At 72.2% G+C, this 24812-nt stretch carries 18 protein-coding genes and 1 pseudogene; 9 read left to right on the forward strand and 10 right to left on the reverse strand.

What is annotated here, in order from left to right; all coding sequences use genetic code 11:
• Positions 1-2 precede the first annotated feature (2 nt).
• On the reverse strand, positions 3-167 hold the full coding sequence (gene rpmG / locus ABZ385_RS02945) for a 50S ribosomal protein L33 (protein WP_358582974.1): 165 nt from the start codon (positions 165-167) through the stop codon (positions 3-5).
• Between the two features lie 71 nt (positions 168-238).
• On the opposite strand from rpmG, the gene rpmB reads away from it, so the two are divergent.
• Positions 239-475, forward strand: a complete 237-nt coding sequence (gene rpmB, locus ABZ385_RS02950; RefSeq protein ID WP_358582975.1) for a 50S ribosomal protein L28 — start codon at positions 239-241, stop codon at positions 473-475.
• A 3-nt stretch (positions 476-478) separates the two neighbouring features.
• On the forward strand, positions 479-784 hold the full coding sequence (gene rpsN, locus ABZ385_RS02955) for a 30S ribosomal protein S14 (RefSeq protein ID WP_358582977.1): 306 nt from the start codon (positions 479-481) through the stop codon (positions 782-784).
• A 536-nt stretch (positions 785-1320) separates the two neighbouring features.
• Here the strand turns inward: rpsN and ABZ385_RS02960 are convergent.
• Positions 1321-3525: pseudogene (locus tag ABZ385_RS02960) on the reverse strand (FUSC family protein); the annotation flags it as partial.
• Between the two features lie 277 nt (positions 3526-3802).
• Positions 3803-4960 carry a DUF2786 domain-containing protein gene (locus ABZ385_RS02965; RefSeq protein WP_358909363.1) on the reverse strand — a complete coding sequence of 386 codons (1158 nt, stop codon included), beginning with the start codon at positions 4958-4960 and terminating at the stop codon, positions 3803-3805.
• 285 nt (positions 4961-5245) lie between these two features.
• Here ABZ385_RS02965 and ABZ385_RS02970 point away from each other — a divergent pair, with 285 nt between their 5' ends.
• The 3 genes from ABZ385_RS02970 to ABZ385_RS02980 all read left to right on the forward strand — a co-directional run bounded on the left by ABZ385_RS02970 (position 5246) and on the right by ABZ385_RS02980 (position 7996).
• Positions 5246-5872 carry an RNA polymerase sigma factor gene (locus ABZ385_RS02970; protein WP_358909365.1) on the forward strand — a complete coding sequence of 209 codons (627 nt, stop codon included), beginning with the start codon at positions 5246-5248 and terminating at the stop codon, positions 5870-5872.
• Positions 5865-6161, forward strand: coding sequence for a hypothetical protein (locus ABZ385_RS02975; RefSeq protein ID WP_358582982.1), 297 nt, complete (start codon positions 5865-5867; stop codon positions 6159-6161). Before ABZ385_RS02970 ends, ABZ385_RS02975 begins: the two co-directional genes overlap by 8 nt.
• Before the next feature lie 125 nt (positions 6162-6286).
• Positions 6287-7996 carry a bifunctional 3'-5' exonuclease/DNA polymerase gene (locus tag ABZ385_RS02980; protein ID WP_358909367.1) on the forward strand — a complete coding sequence of 570 codons (1710 nt, stop codon included), beginning with the start codon at positions 6287-6289 and terminating at the stop codon, positions 7994-7996.
• A 183-nt stretch (positions 7997-8179) separates the two neighbouring features.
• Here the strand turns inward: ABZ385_RS02980 and ABZ385_RS02985 are convergent, their stop codons facing one another.
• On the reverse strand, positions 8180-11629 hold the full coding sequence (locus ABZ385_RS02985) for a BTAD domain-containing putative transcriptional regulator (protein ID WP_358909369.1): 3450 nt from the start codon (positions 11627-11629) through the stop codon (positions 8180-8182).
• A gap of 225 nt (positions 11630-11854) precedes the next feature.
• Positions 11855-12907: a sigma-70 family RNA polymerase sigma factor gene (locus ABZ385_RS02990; RefSeq protein WP_358909371.1), complete on the reverse strand. Its 1053-nt coding sequence runs from the start codon at positions 12905-12907 to the stop codon at positions 11855-11857.
• Between the two features lie 281 nt (positions 12908-13188).
• Between ABZ385_RS02990 and ABZ385_RS02995 the strand changes: the two genes are divergently transcribed.
• Positions 13189-13662, forward strand: coding sequence for a carboxymuconolactone decarboxylase family protein (locus tag ABZ385_RS02995; RefSeq protein WP_358589581.1), 474 nt, complete (start codon positions 13189-13191; stop codon positions 13660-13662).
• A 105-nt stretch (positions 13663-13767) separates the two neighbouring features.
• Here the strand turns inward: ABZ385_RS02995 and ABZ385_RS03000 are convergent, their stop codons facing one another.
• Complete coding sequence (locus ABZ385_RS03000) at positions 13768-15171, reverse strand: PLP-dependent aminotransferase family protein (protein WP_358909373.1); 1404 nt, start codon at positions 15169-15171, stop codon at positions 13768-13770.
• Between the two features lie 91 nt (positions 15172-15262).
• On the opposite strand from ABZ385_RS03000, the gene ABZ385_RS03005 reads away from it, so the two are divergent.
• A complete protein-coding gene (locus tag ABZ385_RS03005) occupies positions 15263-16078 on the forward strand; it encodes an alpha/beta hydrolase (protein WP_358909375.1) in 816 nt (271 codons plus the stop codon).
• A gap of 442 nt (positions 16079-16520) precedes the next feature.
• On the opposite strand, the gene ABZ385_RS03010 is transcribed toward ABZ385_RS03005, so the two are convergent.
• From ABZ385_RS03010 to ABZ385_RS03020, 3 genes are read right to left on the reverse strand one after another with little or no spacing between them, the layout of a single operon-like run.
• Positions 16521-17282, reverse strand: a complete 762-nt coding sequence (locus ABZ385_RS03010) for a glucose 1-dehydrogenase (RefSeq protein ID WP_358909377.1) — start codon at positions 17280-17282, stop codon at positions 16521-16523.
• A 46-nt stretch (positions 17283-17328) separates the two neighbouring features.
• Positions 17329-17868, reverse strand: a complete 540-nt coding sequence (locus tag ABZ385_RS03015) for a cupin domain-containing protein (protein WP_358909379.1) — start codon at positions 17866-17868, stop codon at positions 17329-17331.
• A 60-nt stretch (positions 17869-17928) separates the two neighbouring features.
• Entirely contained in the window at positions 17929-18522 is a 594-nt protein-coding gene (locus ABZ385_RS03020) for a TetR/AcrR family transcriptional regulator (RefSeq protein ID WP_358586127.1), read from the reverse strand.
• A gap of 199 nt (positions 18523-18721) precedes the next feature.
• On the opposite strand from ABZ385_RS03020, the gene ABZ385_RS03025 reads away from it, so the two are divergent.
• Positions 18722-20632, forward strand: coding sequence for a protein kinase (locus ABZ385_RS03025; protein ID WP_358909381.1), 1911 nt, complete (start codon positions 18722-18724; stop codon positions 20630-20632).
• Between the two features lie 13 nt (positions 20633-20645).
• Here the strand turns inward: ABZ385_RS03025 and ABZ385_RS03030 are convergent, their stop codons facing one another.
• Positions 20646-21293, reverse strand: coding sequence for a histone deacetylase (locus tag ABZ385_RS03030; protein ID WP_358909383.1), 648 nt, complete (start codon positions 21291-21293; stop codon positions 20646-20648).
• A gap of 627 nt (positions 21294-21920) precedes the next feature.
• On the opposite strand from ABZ385_RS03030, the gene ABZ385_RS03035 reads away from it, so the two are divergent.
• Complete coding sequence (locus ABZ385_RS03035; RefSeq protein WP_358909385.1) at positions 21921-24773, forward strand: NACHT domain-containing protein; 2853 nt, start codon at positions 21921-21923, stop codon at positions 24771-24773.
• Positions 24774-24812: the final 39 nt, after the last annotated feature.

The following is a 24812-nucleotide window of genomic DNA, read 5'->3' on the forward strand; positions in this document are numbered from 1 at the left end:
GGTCAGCGCTCCTCTCGGAAGTCGACGTGGCGGCCGGCCATCGGGTCGTACTTGCGCAGCGTCAGGCGGTCGGGGTCGTTGCGGCGGTTCTTGCGGGTCACGTACGTGTAGCCCGTTCCGGCTGTGGAGCGGAGCTTGACGATCGGGCGGAGTTCGTTGCGGGCCATGTGGGTAGTATATGAAAACGACTCCCGTTTTCAATAGGGGTCCCCCTCCGTCGACCGAGAGGTGCGTCACGATGTCCGCCCACTGCCAGCTGACCGGGGCCCGGCCCGGCTTCGGCAACCACGTCTCCCACTCCCACCGGCGGACCTCGCGCCGCTTCGACCCCAACGTCCAGCGCAAGCGGTACTGGCTGCCGAGCGAGGGGCGGTACGTCCGGCTGCGGCTCGCCGCGAAGGGGATCAAGACCGTGGACGCGCTCGGGATCGAGGCGGCCGTCGCGAGGATCCGGGCGCGCGGCGGGAAGGTCTGACCGATGGCGAAGAAGAGCAGGATCGCGAAGAACGAGCAGCGGCGCGAGATCGTCGCGCGGTACGCCGAGCGGCGGGCCGAGCTGACGCGGATCGTGCGCGGGCCCGGCACCGGCGCCTCCGAACGGGCTGCCGCTCAGCGGGAGTTGGCGCGGCAGCCGCGTGACGCGAGTGCCACGCGGGTGCGGAACCGGGACAGCGTCGACGGGCGCCCGCGCGGCTATCTCCGGGCGTTCGGCCTGTCGCGGGTGAAGTTGCGCGAGCAAGCGCATGCCGGATTTCTTCCGGGGGTGCGCAAGTCGTCCTGGTAGCTCGGCGCGGCTTGGCGGGAGCCCTTGGCTGTCCGGGGGGCACGGTCCTGGCGGCCGGCGTCGGGCTGCTCCCGCAGTTGTCAGCGGGTCGGGGGGTCTTCTTGGTCGTTCGGGGTGCTCTTGCCGTTTGGGGCGTTCGGGGCGTGCGGGCCGCTTTGGCCGTTCGGGCCGCTTTGGCCGTTCGGGGCGCTCTGGCCGCTCGGGGCGTTCGGGGCCTTCGGGGCGTGCGGGGCGCTCTGGCCGCCCGGGGCGCTCGGGCCGTTCGGTCGGCTCTGGTCGCTCGGGCCGTTCGGTCGGCTCTGGTCGCTCGGGCCGTTCGGTCGGCTCTGGTCGCTCGGGCCGTTCGGTCGGCTCTGGTCGCTCGGGGTGCTCGGGTCAGTCGGGGCGTGCGGGGCCTTCGGGTCGCTCGGGATGCTCGGGTCAGTCGGGTCGCTCGGGGCGTTCGAGCCGCTCGGGCCGTGCGGGGCCTTCGGGCTGTGCGGGGTCTCCGGGGCGCTCGGGCCGTTCGGGGTTTGTGAGCCGTCCACGAGCATCGGGGGCGGGGTCGTGTCGAGGGCGTCGGAGAGTTCTTCGAGGGTGTCGAGGAGCAGGCCCGCGCCCCTGCGGACGACGCGGTCGGGGACGCCCTCGCCGTCCCACTCCTCCAGGGCCTCGCGGACCGCGTCCCAGCGCGGGACGCGGCGTTCGCGCATCGCCTTCGCGCCCTGTTCCGTCGACTTGCGCAGCGCCTCTGCCAGGCGGGCCGCCGCGGGGACGGGCGTCGCGTCGCGCTCCGGCAGATGCGCCTCCATCAGCATCGCGACGCGGCCCAGCTGGGCCAGGGCGTCCTCCGCGTCGGCGGCCACGGCGCGGGACAGGCCCCGGTGGCGCACCGGCTCGTTCTTCGCGCGGGCCGTCGCCTCCTGCCAGGCGACGCGCGCGTCCCGGGCCGCGAGCAGTGCCTCGCGCACGTCGGGGCAGGCCTTGCCGGCCGGATGCGCGTAATGGTCGACGACGGCGGCCGCGTACCGGCCGTCCTCGATCAGCCAGTCCGCGAGGCGGGTGCGCAGGCGCGGGGTCTCCCAGGCCGGGTACACCGCGTACGCGATCATCGCGAGGACGCCGCCGATGAGCGTCAGGACGACGCGCTCGGGGACCGTCTGCGTCCACTGCTGGCCGCCCATGCCGAGCAGGAACACGACGTACGCCGCCACGCAGGCCTGCGCGACCACGTGGCCGGTGCGCATCAGCAGGTACATCATCCCGGCGCAGAGCACGGCGAGGGCGGCGGACAGGCCGGTGCGGGGGTGCACCACCTGCACCAGGCCGGTGGCGAGCGCGACACCGACGAGGGTGCCGCCGAAGCGGGCGACCGCGCGGGAGTACGTCTGGGAGAAGTCCGGGCGCATCACCATGACCGCGGCCATGGGCGCCCAGTAGCCGTGGCCGAACGGCAGCCAGGTCCCGAGCAGATAGCCGGCGGCCGCCACGCAGGTGACCCGGATCGCGTGCCGGGTGACGGGGGACTCGTGCCGCAGGGCGGCGCGCATGGCACGCAGGCCGGCGGGGACGAGGGCGGGGAAGGTGGGGCGGAGGCGGGGGTTGTGGGCCGGCGCGGGTTTCCGGGACGGCTGGGGGGTTTGGGCGTCCTGGGAGTCCTGGGGGCTGCGGGAGTCCTGGGGGCTGCGGGAGTCCTGGGGGCTGCGGGAGTCCCGGGGGCTGCGGGAGTCCCGGGGGCTCTGGGAGTCCTTGGGGCTTTCGGAGTCCTGAGGGCTTTGGGGGCCGCCCGCTGTTTCCAGGACGTCTTTGAGGAGGGCGCCGAGGCGGGTGGCCGCGCGGTGGGCGGGGCCCGTCAGGATCGCGCCGGTGTCCGGGGAGCCGAGGGCCGCGAGGGCCGCCGAGGGGATCCGCACCGGCTCCCCGTGGCGGATCGCCCGCGCCGCCGCGTCGAGCACCGCGCCCGCCGCGGCGAGCAGCTCGCGCACCCGGTCGCGTTCCTCGCCCTCCGGCGGGACGCCGACCGCCGGGTCGGCCAGGGAGGCGAGGACCGGGCGGATGCGTTCGGCGATGCCCCGCGCGCCGTGCAGTTCCGCCGGACGGCGGCGGGCCTGGCGCGGGGTGATCGCCGCCGCGTCGCGGGCCGCCATCAGGGGTGAGGGGTCGAAGGGGGCGACGGGGTCGTGCCGGAGCCTGCGGGCGTAGTCCGCCTCGGCGGCCAGCGCGTCGGCGAGGGCGTCCCGGTGCGCGCCCCATCTGCGTACCGGGAGCAGGATCACCAGGCCCGCCTGGACGCAGCCGCCGACGACCATCATCGCCGCGTGGCCGGCGGCCGCGGCGACCGAACCCGGGATGGTGACCGTCACCAGCATGATCGCGACGTTCGAGGAGGCGATGATGCCGACGGTGGGGCCGGCGGCCCAGCTCAGGCCCGCCAGGAAGGTCCACAGGCACAGGAGGGCGAGGAAGAGGAGGAGATGGGAGCCGGTGAGGTAGCCGAGGAAGGTGGAGACGGCGAGGCTCGTGCCGGAGGCGAGGGCGAGCTCGGGGCGGGGGCGCCAGCTGCGCTGGAACGTGGCGATGGCCGCCTGGAAGGCGCCGAACGCGGAACTCGCGGCGACCGCGGGACCGAAGAGGGCGAGGCTGAGACCGATCACGAGGGCCAGACCCACGGCGCCACGGGCGGCCACCAGGGGTTCGAGGCGCTTGCGCTCGACGGTCAGGCCTGAGCGGGCTGTCTCTCTCAGCGCGCGAAGCCAGGTCACTCTGTGATGATACGGGGCATATGGGACGCCCTGGCTTCGGGGGCGGGTCGTCGGGGGTACGTCCGCCGGGTCCCCGGGGGCGGAGAGCGGCAAGGGCTTCACCCAAGGCCCGGCGCGGGGTGATCTCGGTGTGGGGGCGTCGTACGGGGCATCGGCCCAGGGCCGGACTGTCGCGGGGCACGTCCGCCAGATCCCCCAGGGCGGGCCGTGGCGGAGGTTCCGCCCGGCGGCAGGGGCGGGGTGGTCTCAGTGGGGCGCGGGGCCGTGCGTGCGTACGTCAGGGCAGTGCCGGACCCTCGGGGCGGCGTGGCAGGTGGGCGCGGTCGGCCGCCGCTGTGCCGTGGGTCCAGCCCTCGCCGTCCGTCGCGCCGCGCACGCGGGTCGTGGTCGTCTCCGGGAACATCCGCTCCGCCCGCTCGCCGACGGCGACCTCGCGTGCCGCGAGGACGGGGAGCAGCGAGTCCCTCGCCGCCACGCCCTGCGCCGCCGCCTCGCTCACCGCGTGCTCCCCCGCCTCCGCCAGCCGCGCGCCGATCCGGTGCGCGTACGCCAGCAGGAACGTCTGCCGGAACGTCTTCGTGCGCTTGCGGCCCGCCGCCCGCTGCCCCGCCTCCGCCTTCGTCATCGCCGCCGTGCCCTGCACGAGCAGCGAGGTGTACAGCAGTTCCACGGCCTCCAGGTCGGCTGGGAAACCGACGACCGTCGAGAACCCGTACGCCTCGTTCCACACCGCGCGGCAGCAGTTCGCGGCGGCCACGGAGTCCAGCAGGATCGCCTTCACCGTCTCGTACGGGGCGTCCACGCCGACGCGGCACGCCCCCGGGGTGTCCCGCGCGTGCGTGCGGGCGGCCAGCAGCGCCTCGTCGAGCGAGTGCCGCGCCATCAGCTCCTGCGCCTTCGCGGTGAGCGCCTCCGCCTCCTCGGGGTAGCCGGTCGCCTCGGCCTTGGCCAGCAGGGCCCGGATGCGGGTGAGCGCGCGGGGCTCGCCCTCGACCGGGCCCGGCACGGTGTCGCCGGGCGGCGGGCCCACCGGCTCGATCCGGGGCAGGCGCAGGAGCAGGCGGTACAGCTCCAGGTGGACGGTGGCGTCCGAGAAACGGTCCCGGGGACGGGGCGCGGCCGCGCCGGCCGGGGCGAGGTCGGCCAGCTGGGCCGTCCAGCGGGGCGGCAGGTGGGCGTAGCCGGCGGTCTCGGCGCGGATCAGGGAGACGGCCAGGTGGACGTGGGCCTCGTCCAGGTCGCGGCGGACCAGCCGTACGACGTCGGCGGGCTGCCAGCCGTCGCGCCAGGCCCGGCGCAGGAACTCCTCGCCCCTGCGGCGCAGCTCGGGGTCCGCGCCGGGGGCGGCCGCGAGGAGGGAGGCGCCGGTGTCCAGGCCCTCGTGGCCGTCGCCGTACAGCGCCGCCGCGAACGCCTTGTCGATCACCGAATCCATGGGGAAAGGGTATGTGCGTCGCCGAGCGGGCCCGGCTGCGGGACCGCGGTGCGGGCGCCCCCGGTCACCCGCAGTCGCCTCCCGTCGCCCCCGGTCACTTAGGCGAAAGCTTCCTGATCTTCGGCCGAATCCTTTGGGGCGGCCCGATCCTCTTATGTACGTGCCGTCGGACGTCGCCGGCACGGAATCTGGAGGTAGTCGTGGTCATCGGAATCGCCGGCGCGGTCGTCGTCCTGGTGCTGCTCTGCACCTGCCTGCTCCTCGTGAAGCGCAGGCGGGCCGGACGTGGCTGACTTCGCCTGGCCGGACGAGCGACTGGTCACCGCCGCGCGCGGCGGTGACCTCGACTCGATCACCGCGTTGGTGTCGGGCTCGCACCCGAACGTGCAGCGGTTCGCCCACTCCCTGTGCGCCACCCCGCAGGACGCGGAGGACGCGGCCCAGGAGGCGCTGATCATCCTGTACCGGAAGATCGGGATGCTGCGGGCCTCCGGCGCCCTGGCGTCGTGGATGTTCCGCGTCGTGCGCAACGAGTGCGTGCGGCGTGCGCGGGCCCGGCTGCGGGACCACGCCGCGCCGTTGCGGCAGGACACCCCTGTCGCCTCGGCCGAGGACGAGGTCATCCAGCGCCTGGAGGCGGGCAGGGTGGCGGCCGCTATCGCCGCGCTGCCGCCCGACCAGCGTCGCGTGCTGATCATGCGGGACATCCAGGGCCTCAGCGGCCGGATGGTCGCCGACGCGCTGGGCGTCAGTACGGCGGCGATGAAGTCCCGCCTGCACCGGGCCCGCGCCTCGGTCCAACGGGCCCTGCGGGAGGGCCCCGTACCAACCCCTGAATCAACCCCTGCATCAGCCCCTGAATCAGCCCCTGTGTCAGTTCCTGTGTCAGTTCCTGGAGGCAACGATGAGTGAGACAGGACCCCGCGCCGGCACCGCTCCCGGCGGCCCCGACTTCGCGAGCAAGTCCCTGCCCGAGCACATCGCGCGCGGGGTGGTGGGGTTCGCCTCGCTGGTCGCCTCGGTCGCCCTCATCCCGGTGGTCGGCCTGGTCAGCCTGGCGCTGCTGCCGCTCGGCCTGCTCGCCCTGCGCGGCTGCCCGACGTGCTGGGCGGTCGGCCTGACGCAGACCATCTCGCGGGGCCGCCTGCGGCGCTCCTGCGAGGACGGCCGGTGCAGACTGACCGTGGGACCGGGCACCTGACGGCTGCGCCTCCGCGCTCGATACGGGTGCTCGTACGGGCGAGTCGGGCAGCGCCTCCGGCCCTTGGGGCAAGGCCCCCATGGCGCCCCCGCCCGATTGTCGGTGCCGGATGCGAGACTCCCCGCATGACCGAGCGCTGGGCCATCGCCGCGACCGAGGGGGGCGGGGCCGACCTCGTGCCCCTCGGGGGCGACGGGCTGCCCGCGGGGCCCGTCGTCCACGAGGCGGACCTGGCCGGCGCCGTGCGCCGGCGGGGGCACGTCGACCGCTGGGTGTGGCGCTCCACCCCCGACCTGTACCCCCGCCTGCTCGCCGCCGGCGCCCGCGTGGAGCGGTGCTACGACGTCGAGGCCGCCGAGCTGCTCCTCCTCGGTCACGAGGGGCGCCTCGGCGAGCCCCGCTCGGCGGCCGCCGCCCTGGCCCGGCTCCGCGACGCCCCCGTACCCCCCGATCCGCCGCCCCGCGCCGCCGAGCCCGGCTCGCAGGACTCACTCTTCGAGCCGCGTCCGGGCGGCGCGCCGGTCACGCTCGAAGAGCTGGCCGAGGTGTACGCGCGGCAGCAGCGCAGGCACGACGCCACCGCCCACCCCGGCCGCATGCGCCTGCTCACCGCGTCGGAGTCGGCGGGCATGCTGGTGGCCGCCGAGATGAACGCGGCGGGCCTGCCCTGGCGCGCCGACGTGCACCGCGCGCTCCTGACGGAGCTGCTCGGCGAGCGGTACGCGGGCGGCGGCGAGCCCCGCCGCCTGGCCGAGCTGGCCGACGAGGTGTCGGCGGCGTTCGGCCGCCGCGTCCGCCCGGACCTGGCCGCCGACGTGGTGAAGGCCTTCGCGCAGGCCGGCATCAGGGTGAAGTCGACGCGGCGCTGGGCGCTGGAGGAGATCGACCATCCGGCGGTGCGGCCCCTCATCGAGTACAAGAAGCTGTACCGGATCTGGACGGCGCACGGCTGGAGCTGGCTCCAGGCCTGGGTCCGCGACGGCCGCTTCCGGCCCGAGTACACCCCGGGCGGTTCGGTCAGCGGCCGCTGGACGACCAACGGGGGCGGGGCGCTGCAGATCCCCAAGGTGATCCGCCGGGCGGTCGTCGCCGATCCCGGGTGGCGGCTCGTGGTGGCGGACGCCGACCAGATGGAGCCGAGGGTGCTGGCCGCGATCTCCCGCGACCCGGGACTGATGGAGGTGGCGGGCAGCGAGGAGGACCTCTACACGCGGCTTTCGGACCGCGCGTTCTCCGGCGACCGCGACCACGCCAAGCTCGCGCTGCTCGGCGCGGTGTACGGCCAGACGTCCGGCGACGGCCTGAAGAACCTGGCCGCGCTGCGGCGCCGCTTCCCGCTGGCCGTCGCCTACGTGGACGACGCGGCGAAGGCGGGCGAGGAGGGACGGCTCGTACGGACCTGGCTGGGGCGGACGAGCCCGCCGGCGGCGGGCGCCGGGGAGGACGACGAGGCGGGCATCCCCCAGGAGGACCCGGCCGCGCCGTCCGGACCGGCCGCGCCGGGCGCGGAGTTCACTCCGGGGTACGCCTCGTCGGACGCGCGGGCCCGCGGCCGCTTCACGCGGAACTTCGTGGTGCAGGGCAGCGCGGCGGACTGGGCGCTGCTGATGCTGGCCGCGCTGCGCCGCACGCTCTCCGAGGCCGGGATGCGGGCCGAGCTGGTCTTCTTCCAGCACGACGAGGTCATCGTGCACTGCCCCGCCGAGGAGGCGGAGACCGTGGCACGGGCGGTGCGCGCGGCGGGTGACCTGGCGGGGCGGCTCGCCTTCGGGGAGACGCCGGTCAGGTTCCCGTTCACGACGGCCGTGGTGGAGTGCTACGCGGACGCGAAATAGCGGACGCGAAATAGGGGGCGGTCCTGAGGGTGTACCGAGGGCTGTAACGGGGTCAGGGCCGGGGCCAGGTCCGGGGCCGGGGCCGGAGCCAGGTTCGGAGCCAGGGCCTGGCCAGGGCCGGGGCCAGGCCAGGGCCAGGGCCGGGGCCAAGTCGGGGCCGGGGCCGGGGCCAGGTCGGGGCTTTCAGCCTGTCGGGAGCAGGGTGCGCAGTTCGTCGGCCACCTTGCTGTCGGTGCCGTCCAGGGCGTCCAGCGCCGCCCGCCACTGCTCGTACGCCTCCTCCTCGCGCCCCTCGTCGCGCAGGAGCAGCCCCCGCTGGTGGCGGGCCAGGCCCGTCGTATGGGTGTCGCCGCGGTGTTCGGCGCGCTCCAGGAGGCCGGCGCACTCGCGGGTCGCGTCCTGCGCGCGGGCGAGGCCGCGCAGCGCCCGGACCAGGCCGAGGCGTGCCTGGGACTCGCCGTGCCAGTCCTCGTACTCGCCGTGGATGCGCAGGCTCTCCTCGAAGTGCGCGAGGGCGGCGGCCGGTTCGCCCAGGGTGAGGTGGGCGTAGCCGATGTTGCAGTGGGCGGACTGGCGGACGATGGCGTGCCCGAGGGCCTCGCCGATCGCGAGGCTGCGTTCGTGGTGGTCGATGGCGGCGCGGGCGTCCGTGTGTTCGTAGAGGTTGCCGAGGTGGCTGAGGGTGATGGCCTCGCTGAGCGGGTCGGCGAGGTCATCGGCCAGCGCGAGGCTCTGCCGCAGGGTCTCGGCGGACTCCTCGTGGTGGCCGAGCCCTTCGAGGAGGAGGCCGCGGTTGTTGAGGCCGCGCCGTACGCAGGACACGAGCCCGAGGTCGCGCCAGAGGGCGAGGGCCCGGTCGTTGAGGGCGAGCGCCTCGCGGCTGCGGCCCGACATGAAGTGCATGCCGGCGAGGTCGTTGAGGGCCTGCGCCTCGGCGGCGCTGTCGCCCTCGTGGCGGGCGGCGTCCAGGGCGAGGGCGCCGAGGACGGCCAGTTCGGTGAGGCGGCCCCGGCGCTGGAGGTAGGGGAAGAGGCAGCGGACCAGTACGGGCAGCAGCTCGTGGGCGCCGCCGTGCCGCTCGGCGAGGGCGACGACGTTCGCCAATTCGGCGTCGCCCCAGGCGAAAGCGGCGTCCAGGGAGAAGGCGGCGTCCGGTGAGGGGGGCGGGGTGTGCCGGTGGGCCCGGGTGGTGCCGCGCCTGCCCGGGCGGGTCAGGCGGGACTCCACTCCCCGGAGGCGGTCCGCCCTGTCGAGGCCCTCCGGAAGGATCGCCAGCAGGGTGCGGCGGGCGGACTCCGCGTACCAGAGCAGGGCCTCTTCCACGACGTCCATGTCGTCCTCGTCGTCCGCCATGCCGTCCGTGTCGTCCGTGTCGTCCGCGTCGTCCGCGTCGGCGGCAGCTGTTTCGCGGGCGAAGTCGCGTACGAGGTCGTGGGGGGTGTAGCGGCCGTAGGCCGTCTCGTCGAGGAGAGCGACGTCGACCAGGCGGTCGAGGGCCGCACCGGCGCGCAGTTCGTCGACGCCCAACAGGCGGGCCAGGAGCGGCATTCCGTACGTGGGGAGGTCGAGCGCGCCGATCCTGGCGAGGGCGCGGGCGGCGTCGCGGTCGGCGCGGCGCTCCGAGGTGCGCAGGGCCTCCAGGGCGACGGCGAGGGAGCGGCGCACGCTCAGATCGTCGTACTCCAGGTGGTGCAGCCGGCCGCCGCTGACGGTGAGGAGTTCGGCGAGGGCGTCCGGGGTGAGGGCGCGGCGCGCGGCGAGGCGGGCCGCGATGATGCGCAGCGCCAGCGGGAGGCGGCCCGCCAGTTCGACCAGGGGGTGCCCGGCGTCGAGCCCGTCCCGCCCGGAGACGGCCCGCAGGAGCGCGGCGCTGTCCCCGTCGGAGAGGGGCTCCAGCGGGAAGCGGGCCGCGCCGTCGAGGGTCGTCAGCGGCGAACGGCTGGTGACGACGACCGCGCACCCGGGGCCCGCGGGCAGCAGGGGGCGCACCTGAGCGGCGGTGGCGGCGTCGTCCAGGACCATGAGGGTGCGGGTGGGCGCGAGCAGGGTGCGCAGCAGGGCGGCGGCCGCCGAGGGGTCCTCGCGGGTCTCGGGGGCGGGGCACGGTTCGGCGCCGAGGTCGCGCAGGAGCGAGGTGAGGGCCTGGCCGGGGGTGAGCGGGGTCATGCCCGGCGTCGCGCCGTGCAGATTGACGTGGAGCTGGCCGTCCGGGAACTGCTCGCGCAGGTCGTGCGCCACGTGCAGCGCGAGGGCGCTCTTGCCGACGCCGGCCATCCCGGAGACGACGGCGACGCGGGGTCCCGCGTGCAGGGCGTCCCGCAGGGCCCGCACGGTTGCCTCCCGGCCGGTGAAGTGGGCGGGGGCGGGGGGCAATTGGGCGGGCGGGACGCCTCGCGGTCCCTTCACGGGGGCATCGTGTCCCGCGTCGCCGCAGCCACGGTCGGGGTCGGCGCCGCGGTGGCGGTCCTGGGCGCCGGCTCCCTCGCTGCCGTCGCCGTCGCGGTGCCGGTCCTGGGCGCCGCTCCCCTCGCTGCCCTCGCCGTCACGGTGCCGATCCTGGGCGCCGGCCCCCTCGCTACCGACGCCCTCGCGGCGCCGACCCTGGCCGCCGGCCACCTCGCTGCCCTCGCCCTCGCCGTGCCGATCCCGGCCGCCGGCCACCTCGCTGCCGACGCCCTCGCCGGCGCCGTACCCGTTCCGGTCCACGTCCCCGTCCCGGGCGCCGGTCCCCTCGCTGACCGGGTGGCGCTCGCTGACCCGGCGTACGTCATCGCGCCCGGCGGCCCCCGTGCCGTGAGGCTTCCGTATGGCCCCGGGACGGGCCTTGGGGCGGGCCTCGGCCTCCGGAGCCCGGAGTACTTCCTGGTGCGCATGCCGGATGGCCGTCCCCGGTTCCACGCCCAGTTCCTCGACCAGCCTGCGCCGCAGTTCCCGGTGGAGGGCGAGGGCCTCCGCCTGACGGCCCGTGCGGTGGAGCACGAGCATCAGCTGCCGGTGGAACGCCTCGCGCAGCGGATGCTCGGCGACCAGCGCCGCCAGTTCGGGGGCGAGCGCGGCGAGATCGGTGCCGAGTTCCAGTTCGGCGTCGTACCGCCACTCCAGGGCGAGCAGCCGGGCCTCTTCCAGGCGCGGTACGAGGAAATGGTCCGCCAGCGGCTCCGGAAGGCCGCTCAACGGCCTCCCGCGCCACAGCGCGAGCGCCTGCGAGGCGCAGTGGACGACCCGCGGCCAGTCCCGCTCGGCGTGCGCCGCCCGCGCCCGCGCCACCCGGCGTTCGAAGACACGGACGTCCACCTCGTCCTCGCGGGCCCGCAGCCGGTACCCCGGCGGCACCGCCCGCAGCCGCTCGGGGTCGTCGAGCAGCCGGCGCAACCGGGTCACATGGTTCTGGAGGGACGCCCGCGCCGACGGGGGCGCGGTGTCACCCCACAGCGCGTCCTGGAGGGCGTCGAGCGAGACGACCCCGTCCGGTTCCAGGAGGAGCGCGGCCAGCAGCGCACGCCCCTTGGCGCCGCGCACGGGACGCGGCTCGCCCGTGGCGTCGTACAGCGCGGGCGCCCCCAACAGCCCGAACCGCAGGCCGCCGCACGCCTCGGACCGCGGCCCCGTTCGCCGCTCGTCCCGCTCACTCAACGCCGTCTCCCCGTGCCGACCGTCGCTTATCAGCCGACCGTTGGCCATATGTTAGCGATCTGTTGGCAACGCCTGATGTGATCACTACATCGGACCTGACCCGCCGGTACTCGCGCACAGCGCGTAGCTCGGGGGAGTGTCGCCGCCGCGGTCGGGTCCGGGGGCAAAGAGAGAGCCCCGGTCGGCCGAGGTGACCGACCGGGGCTTTTGTCCTGCCCGCGCCCCTCAGACCGCGGGCAGGCCCTGCCACGGCGCCAGCTTCTCGGGGTTCCGTACCGCCCAGAGGCGAGTGATCCGGCCGCCGACGACGTGGAACGCCAGCACCGTCCGGATGACACCGCCCTGCCGCACCACCAGCCCCGGCCGGCCGTTGACCGTACGCTCCAGGATCGTCATGCCGGCCACCCTGCTCGCGACGGCGACCAGGTGGCGCGCGATCTCCTCGCTCCCGCCGGTCGGCGGACCGGCGTTGACCAGGCCGCCGCCGTCGGCGAGCCCCCTGGCGTCCGGGTCGAGGATGCCCACCAGGGCGTCGATGTCCATGGCCTCCCACGCCTGCTTGAAGTCCCGGACGGCCTCGGCCCGTTGAGCGGCGGCCGATCCGTCCGTCGTACGCGTGTCCGCGCTCGTCCCCCGTCCCGCCCCCGGCCCGGGAACGTGCGACGCCCGGACCCGACGGCGGCCCGAGGAGGCGAGCTGGCGGCACGCCCCCTGGCTGCGGCCGACGACCTCGGCCACTTCCGCGAAGGAGTACCGGAAGACGTCGTGCAGGATGAACGCGACGCGCTCGGCCGGGGTCATCGACTCCAGGACGACGAGGAAGGCCATGTCGACCGACTCGTCCAGCGTGATCTGGTCGGCCGGGTCGGCCGTCTCGCCGCCCGTCCGCCCGCTCACCCATTCCGTGCGGTCGGGCAGCGGCTCCGGGAGCCACTGACCCACGTAACTCTCCCTGCGGGCCCGCGCCGAGCGGAGCAGGTCGAGGCAGATGCGGCCGGCGACGGTCGTCAGCCAGGCGCCGGGTGACGCGACGGCCCGCCGCCGCTGCGGGGACATGGCGTACCAGCGCGTGTACGTCTCCTGCACGACGTCCTCGGCGTCGGTGAGGGAGCCCATGAGCCGGTAGGCGACATTGATCAGTTGCCGCCGCTCACGCGTGATCGCACCCGGGTCCGACCCGGCGTCCAGCCCGGCGTCCGGCCCCCGCCCCCGCCCCGACTCCGGCTCCGGTTCCGGTCGCCCGTCCTCCTCCGCCGCCGCCGCGCAGTGGGTGTTCATGGATTCGCTGCTCCCCCTTGGCCGTCGGCCGTCGGCCGTGTCCGACGTCACCCGTACGACGAGACGGGCCGGCCGGGATGTGACATGAGCGGCGCCACCCCTCCGGTACCGGGCCTTGTCCGGGCCCTCCCCCGGTCCCTTCGCCGCCCGGAGTCCGGCCGCCGCCTGACATTCCGGCGGCCCGTCTCGTCGTACAGCTGGGAGGGACGCACTCGCTCTCCCACTCGAACACCGTCTGACCCAACGCTCGGACATCCGCTGATCCAACGAAGGGGACCGCCATGGAAACCCGTCTCGACTTCCACACCAACCCCGTCACCGCGAAGGTCGTGAAGGTCCTCGCCTCGGCGGCGAAGCCGATCGTGGAGTCGTCCCTCCCGGCGAAGACACGGGAGTTGGTGCTGCTCCGCTCGAGCCAGATCAACGGCTGCGGCTACTGCGTCGACATGCACACCAAGGAGGCCGTCCACGCGGGCGAGGACCAGGTCCGCCTCAACCTGGTGGCGGCCTGGCGCGAGGCCACCGTGTACACCGACGCCGAGCGGGCCGCCCTGGAGCTGGCGGAGCAGGGCGCCCGCATCGCCGACGCGGCCGGCGGCGTTCCCGACGACGTCTGGGCCAACGCGGCCAAGCACTTCGACGAGGACCAACTCGGCGCCCTGGTGGCCCTCATCGCCCTGATCAATGCCATGAACCGGCTGAACGTCATCACCCAGCGCCCGGCCGGCGACTACCAGCCCGGCCAGTTCGGGTGACGGCACCCGCCTCCTGCCAAGGACATCGCCACGGGAGCGCGCCGCGCCAGGTGCCTGCCCTGAGTGACCCGTCCCGGTGACCTCCTCCGGAGGGGCCGCCACGGGTCAGGCGCCCCGAAGCGGCCCCTCCGCAGCGATCGCGGCGAGCGTGTCCAGCGCCGCCGCGAGGACGTCCGGCGGCGGGGACGCGAGGCCGATCCGCACCGCGTCGGCCGCGCGGTACCCGCCGACGGCGAAGGCCGGGCCCGGCGTCACGGCGATGCCCCGAGCGGCGGCCGCCGCGACGAAGGTCTCGGCGCGCCAGGGCGGCGGCAGCTCCCACCAGCAGTAATAGGACCGGGGGTCGGTACGGATGCGCCCCTTGACCCCCGCCGAGGCGAGGCGCTCCCGCAGGGCCCGTACGAGCGCGTGCCGCGCGGTCGCGTCGGCCCGTTTGGCGGCGACCAGCGTCTCCACGGTCCCGTCGCCCGCCCACCGCACGGCCGCCTCCAGGCCGAAGGCCCCCGCCGCCCAGCCCCCCGACCGCAGGGCGCGCGCGAGGGCGTTCCGGTGCGCGGGCGGCACGGCGAGCATGCCGAGGGTCAGCCCCGGCGCGAGACGCTTGGAGAGGCTGTCGAGGAAGACGACGCGCTCGGGCAGCAGGGCGGCGAGCGGCGCGGGGGCGCAGTCGGCGAGAAACCCCCAGATGCCGTCCTCCACGGCCCAGCACCCCACTTCCCTGACGGCGTGCGCGAGTTGGGCCAGCCGCTCCGGGCCGGCCGTGACGGAGAGCGGGTTCTGCAGGGTCGGCTGTACGTAGACGGCGGCGAGGGAGGCGCGGCGGTGGGCGTCCGCCAGCGCGCCGGGCAGCATGCCCTCCTCGTCCATGGCGATCGGCACGAGCCGGATGCCGAGCTGCTCGGCGATGGCTCCCACCAGGGGGTACGTGACTTCCTCGACGCCGACGCGGCCGCCCGGGCGCACCAGCGAGGAGAGCGCGGCGGCGATGGCCTGCCGGCCGTTCCCGGCGAAGAGCAACCGGTCCGGGTCCGGGCGCCAGCCGCCGCGGGCGACGACCGAGGCGGCGGCTTCCCGCGCCGCGGCGGTACCGTCCGGTGCGGCCGCCCGGGTGGCTTCCAGCAACACGTCGGCCCGCGACAACGGCCCGAGCGCCCGCGCCATCAGCTCTGCCTGGCCGTCCACCACGGGGTAGTTGAGCTCAAGGTTGACGGCGGGCGACCGGGGGAGGTCGTGCCCCTCCTGCCCTCCCGCCTCTCGCCGCTCCGTCAGCGCCGCGCCGCCGGCGTGCGGCGGGGCCGCCCTGACGAAGGTGCCGCGCCCGACCTCGCCGACGACCAGACCCCGTCGCGCCAGCTCCCCGTACACACGGATGGCCGTGGAGTTGGCGATGCCCCGGCGCCGGGCGAAGGCACGCTGGGTGGGCAGCCGTTCGCCGCCCCGCAGGGTCCCCGCCTCGATCTCCCGGGCCACCGCGTCGGCCACCCGCCGATAGTCGGTCCGTTCCACCACGCCCCACCACCCCCGCCGCCCATTCCTCGGCATTGCACCGAGAGCAAAGATCTTATTGCACCGGGGAGTTGGCCCGGCCTAGCCTCCCCTCATGGCAACCGCACAGCTCAACGGCGTCACCATCGGCTACGACGACACGGGCGCGGCCGACGCCTCGTCCGCGCCCCGCCCCGTCCTCGTCCTGCTCCACGGCCACCCCTTCGACCGTTCCATGTGGGCCCCGCAGCGGGAGGCGTTCGCCGCGACGCACCGCGTCGTCACGCCCGACCTGCGCGGGTACGGCGCTTCGAGCGTCGTGCCCGGGACCACGGACTTCGCCACGTTCGCCGAGGATCTGGCAGCGCTCATGGGCCACTTGGGCGTGGAGCGCTTCGCGCTGGGCGGCCTCTCCATGGGCGGGCAGATCGTGATGGAGTGCTACCGCCTCTTCCCCGAACGCCTCACGGGACTCCTCCTCGCGGACACCTTCCCCGCGGCCGAGACCCCCGAGGGCAAGGCAGGGCGCAACGCCCTCGCGGACCGGCTCCTGGCCGAGGGCATGCGGGGGTACGCGGACGAGGTACAGGACAAGATGGTCGCCCCGTACAACAAGGAGGCGTCCGCCCAGGTGCACCGGATGATGCTCGCCGCCCCGCCCGAGGGCGCCGCGGCGGCACTGCGGGGGCGGGCCGAACGGCCCGACTACCGGGCCCTGTTGACCCGGGTCTCCGTGCCGGCCCTCGTCGTCGTGGGCCGCGACGACACGTACACGCCGGTCGCCGACGCGCAGGCCATGCACGCCGCGCTCCCCGACTCCACGCTGAGCGTCATCGAATCGGCGGCGCACCTGCCGAACGTGGAACGCCCGGCCGAGTTCAACGCGGCGCTGCGGAACTGGCTGACCCGGGTGGGCGCGGGACGGGCGTGAACGGCGCGCCGGCGCTTCTGCGCCCGGGGAAGGCAGTTCGGGCCCCGCCGGCGCCGGCACTCCTGCGCCCGGGGAAGGCAGTTCGGGCCCCGCCAGCGCTGGCGCTTCTGCGCCCGGGGAAGCCGTGCGGGCCACGCCCGCGCCGGCGCCGGCACTCCTGCGCCCGGGGGAGGCAGTTCGGGCCACGCCCCCGCCGACCCTGGCGCTTCTACGCCCGGGGAAGCCGTGCGAGCCGCGCCCCCGCCCCTCGGGGCCAACCGGCCACGCCCCCGCCGGCGCTACCGCTTCTGCGCCCGGGGAAGGCAGTTCGGACCACGCCCCCGCCGGCGCCGGCACTCCTGCGCCCGGGGAAGCCGTGCGAGCCACGCCCCCGCCCCTTGGGGCCAACCGGCCACGCCCCCGGCCCAGGCGGCTACCCCTGCCCCTGCCCCTGCCCCCGCCCCTACCAAGCCGGCCCCGCTCCTACCCCGCCGTCCACCACCAGATCGGTGCCGGTGATCCAGGACGCCGCGTCGGAGGCGAGGAACACGCAGGCGTCGCCGATGTCCTCGGGCCGGCCGAGCCGGCCGAGCGGCGCCGCGCCCTGCCACCGCGCCACGCCCTCGGGCCACTCCTCGGCCAACCCCGGCCGGTCGACGAGGCCGGGCGAGACGCTGTTGACGCGGATGCCGCGCGGCCCGTACTCCAGGGCGGCCGAGCGGGCGAACATGATCAGGGCGGCCTTGGACGCGCTGTAGTGGGCGTGACCGGCGGCGGGACGCGAGCCCTCGATGGACGCGATCTGCGTGATCGTGCCACCGCCCTCCTGCCGCGCCATGAGCGTCGCGGCGGCCTGCGTACAGCTGAACGCGCTCGTGACGTTCGCTTCGGAGAGCCGCCGCCAGTCGGCGGCCGTCATCTCCGCGAGGTCCTGCACCGGCTGGATCCCGGCGCTGTTGACGAGCGCGTCCAGGCGCCCCTTCCAGTCGTACGCGGCTTCGACCAGCCGATGGCACTGCTCCTCCCGGGACAGGTCCGCCGACAGGGCGACGGCCTCGCCGCCCGCCTCCTCGATCCCCGCGACCAGCTCCCGGGCCCGCGCCTCGCCCCGCCGGAAGTGCACGACGACCGCCGCACCGGCCCGCGCGAACCGCCGCACGACCCCGGCCCCGATCCCCCCGCTCCCCCCGACCACCAGCGCCACCCGCCCCCGCAGGGACAACACGTCCGCCCTCTCCCCGTCACACACTTCCGTCCCTCACTCCCGTCCCTCACTCCCATCCCTCACTCCCGTCGCCCTCGGCCGGCATCCGCACCGGCTCGCCCGGCCTGCACAGCCGGCGGATGAGCCGCGCTCGTGCCGGGTGGCGCGCGGCCAGTGCGTCCGGGTCGGCGCCCTCGTAGTCCTCGGGCAGGAAGCCCGGCGCCATCGTCGTGCCGAACAGCGACCACCCGTACCGGCCGCCGCTCGCGACCCGCGCGCCCATCCACGTCCCGGCGGGCACGACGAATTGGACGCACCCGGCCCGCCCGAGCGCGACCAGGCGGTCCGTGCCGTCGGGGGCGAGGAGGAGCAGGTCCAGGGCGTCACCCTCGTAGAAATGCCAGACCTCGTCCGTGGGCAGCCGGTGCAGGGCGGAGAAGTCCCCCGGGGCATCCGTGAGCAGCACGATGATCGCCGATCCGGCGGGGCGGCCGTCCGCGCCCGGCGGCCCCACCCACGTCCGCCGGAACAGTCCGCCCTCCACCGGCAGCGGCCGCAGCCCGTACCGCGCGGCCACGTCCTGCGCTGTCCCGCCCGTCTCGACCATGGTTCCAACGCTCCCCGGCAAAGCCGCGTCGTAACCGCGCCGCCCGCCATGCCACCCCCGTCAGGGCGTGAGCGACCGCCAGATCCGCTCCGGCAGCACGCGTGCCGCCCGGTCGAGGTCGACGTCGTCGATGCCGGACAGGCGGCGGCGCGCGGTCGCGACGATCGGCCCCATGACCAGCGCCTCGACCAGGGGCGCGTCCAGATCGGCGATCTCCCCGGACGCCACGTGCAGCCGCACCCAGGCGGTCAGCGGCGACAGCCTGGCCTCCTGCGTGTCACGCAGCTGCCTGCCGCGCGCCATGCCGAGGCGGTCGGCGTAGGAGGAGTGCAGGAGCCGGGAGGCGTCCGGGTGCTCCTGGATGAACGTGAGATACGTCCGTACGAGCGCGCGGACCCCGCCGCGCGCGGTGCGGGAACGCTCCACGGCGGCGGCCAGCTCACCCAGGAGGCGGTCGAGCCAGCGCAGCAGCAGCGCGCCCATGAGGCCGTCGACGCTGCCGAAGTGGTGGTAGAGACTGCCGAGGCTGACGCCGCTGCTCCGGGTGAGGGCGCTGACGGTGACGCCCTGCTCGCCGGACTCGGCGTACACCTGGAGGGCGGCGTCAAGAAGGCGCTCGACGGTTTCCGCGCCGCGTTGTTGCTTGGGGCTCATGGTGCCCACCAGCGTAAACCCACATCCGGAACCCGGGATTTCTGAAGAATGGAACGCTTTTCTAGAAAGATCTTCCAACCGGAAGGACCGATGGTCCACACTGGTCACCGGCCCGGCCGGGGCCGGTGACCGTCCGCGCGGACGGGGGTGCGCACGGAGCGGCACAGGTCCGGCCGGGAGGCCGGTGAACGGGGAGACGGTGAACGGGGCAGGCGGGCAGGGCGCGTTCGACCTCACGGGCAGCGGCGCCGAGCCGCTGCGCGAGCGGGACCCGCGGTGGATCGGGACGATCCCGCTGGTGGGCCGGCTCGGGGCGGGCGGCATGGGACGGGTGTACCTCGGCGTCGTCGAGGGGCGGTACGCCGCCGTCAAGCAGATGCTGGCGTCCGTCGTCGCCGAGGACGAGGGGTTCCTGCGCCGCTTCGGCCAGGAGATGGACAACCTCGCGCGGCTGCCGGCCGCGGCCACCGCACCGCTGCTCGCCAGCGACCGGGACGCCGAACCACCGTGGTTCGCCACGGCGTACGTCCCCGGCATCACGCTCGCCGAGGCCGTCGAGCCGCACGGCGGCCCGTTGCCCGCCGACGCCCTCTGGCGGCTCCTGCGGGGAGTTGCGGGCGGGCTCGTCCCGGTCCACGCCCTCGGCATGGTGCACCGGGACCTCAAACCGTCGAACGTCATGCTGACCCTCGACGGCGTCACCCTCATCGACTTCGGCATCGCGCGCGCCGCCGAGCAGAGCCATCTGACCCAGACCGGCCTGATCGTCGGCACGCCCGCGTACATGTCGCCCGAACAGGCCTCGGGCAAGCGGCGGTTGGGCAGCGCCTCCGACGTGTTCACGCTGGGGCTGCTGGTCGCCTACGGGGCGAGCGGCCGCTGGCCGTTCAAGGACGGCGCGGAGGGCAGCCCGCTCTACCGCATCGTCCACGACTTCCCCGACCTCGGCCCGCTGCGGGCCCTGGACCCGCGCCTCGCCGAGACCGTCACCGCCTGCCTGGACAAGGACCCCGAGGGCCGCCCGACGGCCGCGGAACTCTTCGACGCGGCGGCGGAGCACGCCCCCGCGCCTCCGACCGGCCGGCAGAGCGCGGGCTGGCCGCCCCACATCACGGACCGCCTGGCGGGCCGCGCGGCCTTCGCGGCGAAGACGCCCCCGACGTTCACCCCACCCGCACCGAACCAGGCGCCGACCGCGCCCGCCCCCGCGCCGGCGCCCGTACCGGCCACCCCCGAGACCAGCCCCGACGCGACGTCGCGCCACCCGGAGCGCCACCGCCGCACGCGCGTCCTGATGGCGGTGGTCCCGGTCGTCGTCATCGCCGCCGGAACGACGCTGGCCCTGCAGAACCTCCCGTACATCACCGACGCGGACCGCGCGACGGACACGCCCCCCTCCGTCTCGGCCCCGCTGGACCCCGCCGCGTCACCGGACGCGAAGGGCACGGCGGAGGCATCGGACAAAGCGAAGAAGAAGCGGAAGAAGCAGAACGACAAAGACGACGCGAAGCCGAACAAGGACCACGCCGCCGGGGACGACGCCAAGGACGGCTCCGGAACCAACGACGGCACAGTGGACGGGAATTCATCCGGTTCCGACACCGACACCGAGGCCGATTCCGGCAAAGGCACCGGCACGGGTACGGGTACGGGCTCCGGCTCGTCCGGCGACAAGGACGACGCCGGCCACGGCAACGGAGGCGGCGGAAGCGACGACAACACCGGCGACGACGACTCCCCGACGACCCCCACCACCGGCCCGTTCCGCCTGAAGAACGCCGACAACGGCTCCTGCCTGATCCAGGTCTACGGCTCCGCGGACGACGGCTCGTGCGGCGACCCCAGCGCCTCCTGGAAGACGGTGAGCGCCGAGAACAACAGCTTCAAGGTCGTCAACAAGCAGTCCGGCTCCTGCCTGGTCGCCAACATGCTCGGCCAGGCGGTCTTCGTGGGCGACTGCACCCAGGGCGCCGCCCGCCTCTGGCGCTGGGGCCCGAACGCCACCCTGAAGAGCACGTCGAACGGCGGCTGCCTGGACCTGGCCTACGGCGGAGGAGTGGCCGCCGCCACCTGCCAGCCCGGCAAGGCCTCCCAGAAGTGGACCCGATGAAAGGCTCGCCGCCTCACCCCGTGACGTCGCCCAGCAATGCGGCGATGTCTCGCGCCGACCAGTGGCCATCGGCCCCCGGACACGCGGCGACGTAGGACGAGACCGCTTCGGCATCCCACACCCCGGCGGAAAGCAGCCCGTTGGCCAGAAAGCGTACGTAGGCCGGGGACGGCGGAACCCAACGCACCTCGTGCATTCCCCAAGGGGCCGTGAAGGTGAGTACGGGCAAACCTTCGACGCGGCCGGCACAGATCAACGTCTCGTAGCGCCCTCTCCCCAGCACGGCCCGCCCGTGCGTGAGCACCTCGCTGAGGTCGAGGTCAGCGCCCGGCTCCTTGTACATCTCCTGAGCCGCGATGTCCGCGAACTGCTGCGCGGTCACCAGATGCGCCCTGGCCACGACGCGCCCCGGCGCCAGCGGATCGTAGAAGGCCCGGCCTCCTCCCCACACCGGCGACTCGGTCGCGAAGTACATCGCCCCCGCGAGCTCCACCGGAATGGACCGAGCCGGCATAGCGGTATCGCGACACCCCGGATACACCCTCGCCGCACCGGACGGACGCCCACCCCGGACATACGCGGCGAGCCGCTCCACATGCATGTTCGACCCGTACGACGTGTACCAAACCCGCTCGGGACGCATCTCATCCGGCAGAGACATGACGATCTCCCGGCACCAACACCATCCGGCAAAAGCAAAAGCCCCAGGTCACGGCGAGTGAGTCCTGAGGCTTCGGCAGAGCCGCCTTCGGGATTCAAACCCGAAACCTACCCATCACGAGTTGTTCGATCTTGGTCTGCGAGCGTCCACGGGCGTCCGCGGTGAGGCTCGCGTTCCTGGTCAGTAGGGTTGCCAGAGGTCGCCGGACCACCCCGTAATGAGCGGTGATTGAGACCGCGACTGAGACCACGACCGCTTGTACCAGGCGTCCACGTCTCTGATTCTACCGATCACCGTCTCAGTGCCGGTGCATATCGCAAGCCAGCCTGTCCCGTTGAAGTAGCGCATTCGGGCTTCGTCCATGACGGAGGTCGGCTGTCCCAGTCCACCCGTAGCTCTGGTGGGACTTCAACCTGGGAAGCTTGGGGCTTCGACAGGCGCTTGCTCAGCTGACCTGCGGGTGGGCGGCTACGACAGCTGCCTGACCGACGACCTGGTCCCCACCATTCCCCCGAGGCTCCCCACACGACCTGGCACGCTCCTGGCACGGCGATCATCTGAAATTGCTCTTCCTGAGGCCGCCGTGTCGTAGCCTCACCTCGTCGACTCATCGTGCGAGGGGGACACATGCCTGACCCGATCACAAGTGGTGTCGCGTCTTCTGCTGGGTCAGCAGCTGGACGCGTTGTCGCCCCTGCGCTCCTGCGAGGCGCTCGTGCCCAGTTGGAACGACGGGCAGTAAAAAAGCGTGCCGCCAACATTGACTTCGACGGAGCAGGCGAGATCCGAGCTGCTCTGGCAGATATCTCTGCAGCTGACCGAGCCAAGATCCTCGAATTCACGAAGTCGTCGGAATTCGAGAACATTTGCTACGAAGTAGCCGTCGTAGGATGTATGCCAAAGAAGCCCGCCGATCATCTCGCCGTACTGAAGGAGACGTTCGAGGTATCTCTTCGTCGGTATTCCCGCGTAGAGGATGCCAAAATTCGGACAGTAGCCAACGCTCTTTTCAATGAAGTTGTTGCTGTCTCATGGAAGGAAGTCGCACGTCACCAGGGAGACAGCAGTATTGCCAAGCGTGCACTAACTCCTGAACTCATTTCTTCACACATCTCTGCAGCTGCTCGTAACGCCGAAATCCATCAGAGGCTCTCAGATCTCTCTGTCATCGATCAGTATGCCAGTCGACTTGCTCAGCAGTGTGCAAGGATTCATGGGCGCTTGAGGCCAGCGCAAACCGAGTCGGGCACGCGAGTCCGATTCGAGAGTCTTTACGTTGAGCCCAGTCTGACTTTTGGCGATACGGAAATCGACGATACATCGGACGACGTCGAAGATTTCTCAGATGCGCGCACCCTGCTTAAGCAGGCGGGAAGGCTTGTCGTCCTTGGTGACCCAGGAGGCGGCAAGACAACGCTGGCTCTGAAACTTACCCTCGACGTCGCGCGAGGTCGTGGAATAGGCCCCGCCTCCCAGACACCTCTCCGTGTCGTGCTGCGAGATTACGCTAATCACTACAAGCACGCCCAAGAGTCAATTATTGAGTTTTTGGAAAAGAAATCAAAGGCTGACTATTCCACCCCGGCTCCTGAGGGGGCCATTGACTACTTGCTTTTGAATGGTCGAGCCGTCGTCATATTCGATGGCTTAGACGAGTTGACTGACACAAGTCTTCGCATGAGCATCGTTGATGCTGTCGAAGCTTTTGCACACGCCTACCCATCGGCGCCTATTCTTGTAACGTCGCGCAAAGTGGGCTACGAGATGGCGCCGCTTGATGACGGCCTTTTCGTGACCTCATATCTCGCACCGTTCACCCCAACGCAACAACAAAACTATGTTAATAAGTGGTTTTCTCAAGTGCGCGGTTCGATTGAAGAGCGCAAGATGGCGGATCGATTTCTTGTCGAATCTAGGCACGCTGCGGATCTTACTTCCAATCCCTTGATGCTTGGGCTCATGTGTGCACTGTACAGGGGAGAGGGATACATTCCTCGTAATCGACCTGACCTGTACCGTCGATGCTCTGAATTTCTTTTCGAGCGGTGGGATGCATCCCGAGGCATCTCGGTCCCTCAGCCCTTTGAAAGGGGGATTCAGTTTGCGATGTTCAGCCTTGCTCTGAGCATGCTGCGAAACTCGCATAAAGGCGGAATGACCGAACGCGAGCTTATTCGGTACACATCGAATTACCTCCTGGGTCAACAGTATGAAGACCATGACAGTGCAGATGCAGCTGCTGAAGCCTTCGTAAAGTACTGTCGCGGGCGGGCTTGGGTTCTGACTGATGTGGGCACGAACCCTGACGGAGAGCGCATTTATTCCTTCACGCACCGCACCTTCCTAGAGTACTTTTCCGCCCGGCAACTGGTACGCGACAGCGGAAATGCCGAAGGGCTATATCGCGAACTCCGAACTCAATTGATGGACGAATCGTGGGACGTTACTGCTCAACTGGCAGTACAGTTCCTTGACGAACGCCTGGTTGATGCTGCAAATGATTTCGTGAGATTGGCTCTATCAGAAGCCCGAGGAACTGCTGCCGCGATACAGCAAGCTGCACTCGTCTCCTTCTGCGCGCGGCTTCTGGAATACTTAGTGCTTCGCCCTGCCGTAGTGCGTGAAATCGTAGATGCGCTCTGTACGTTGACAGACACCCTGTCTACAAATGAGGGTAAACCTCAGATCAGCAACCCTCTATCGGGTGCGTGGTCGGGCGTGTGCATGTGCACCTCTGAAATTAGGTCCATTGTAAACGACGTTGCACTAAATTACGCGCGCAAAGCACCACTCAGCTTCGATAGGGTGAAATTCGCTGTTGGAATGAGTGAGCTTGTTCCACGCCACGCGAGCCCAGAGGTTCGGACTTATTGGTCAGAGCAAGATCGAGAAAATGCAAAAGCGCTCCCACTTTTGCAGTTTTCTCGCACTGACCCGAGAGCGGCAGTGTCAGCAGTTCTCTTCGGGATCCTCGGTATTTCCGACGCCCTGGATTGGCACGGGACGGAACTAGTGGCGGTGCAAGAGATTGTGCCAGATTTCGCATCCAGAGGACCGAGAAACCTAATTTACGAACTTGGCTATCCGAGGCTGCGCTGGAAGAGTGAGAATAGCGATCGAATCGCTTGTGAAGTTGTTGACGCTCTCATCGCTATGCGTACTCCCTGGATAAAAGGGAGACAGAACTTCATTACGTACTCAAATCTCCTGCCTGACAGCGGTAGTGTTGCTGCCTGTCGGCTGTTGAGTTGGATGCTGGGCGTGGAGATGGAAACGCCCTCTGATCCTGATGAGGATGATCCCGACGATGGGTTCGGGACACATGAATTGTTTGCTTGCGTGGCTGCGATGCGCCGCAATGGGGTCAAAGATGCCCGCTTCGTAAAGTATCGAAAAATGTTCAGCCGAGAATTTTACGATTTCGTTCTGAGGTGGTCCATGAGGGACATCTCCCTCTCGACAGGAGAGGGGTGGGAATAGGGCATAGCCCTCACCGTGCCGGAGGAAGTGTCCGAAGGT

Source organism: Streptomyces sp. NPDC005898, from assembly GCF_040629635.1.
Lineage (GTDB): Bacteria > Actinomycetota > Actinomycetes > Streptomycetales > Streptomycetaceae > Streptomyces.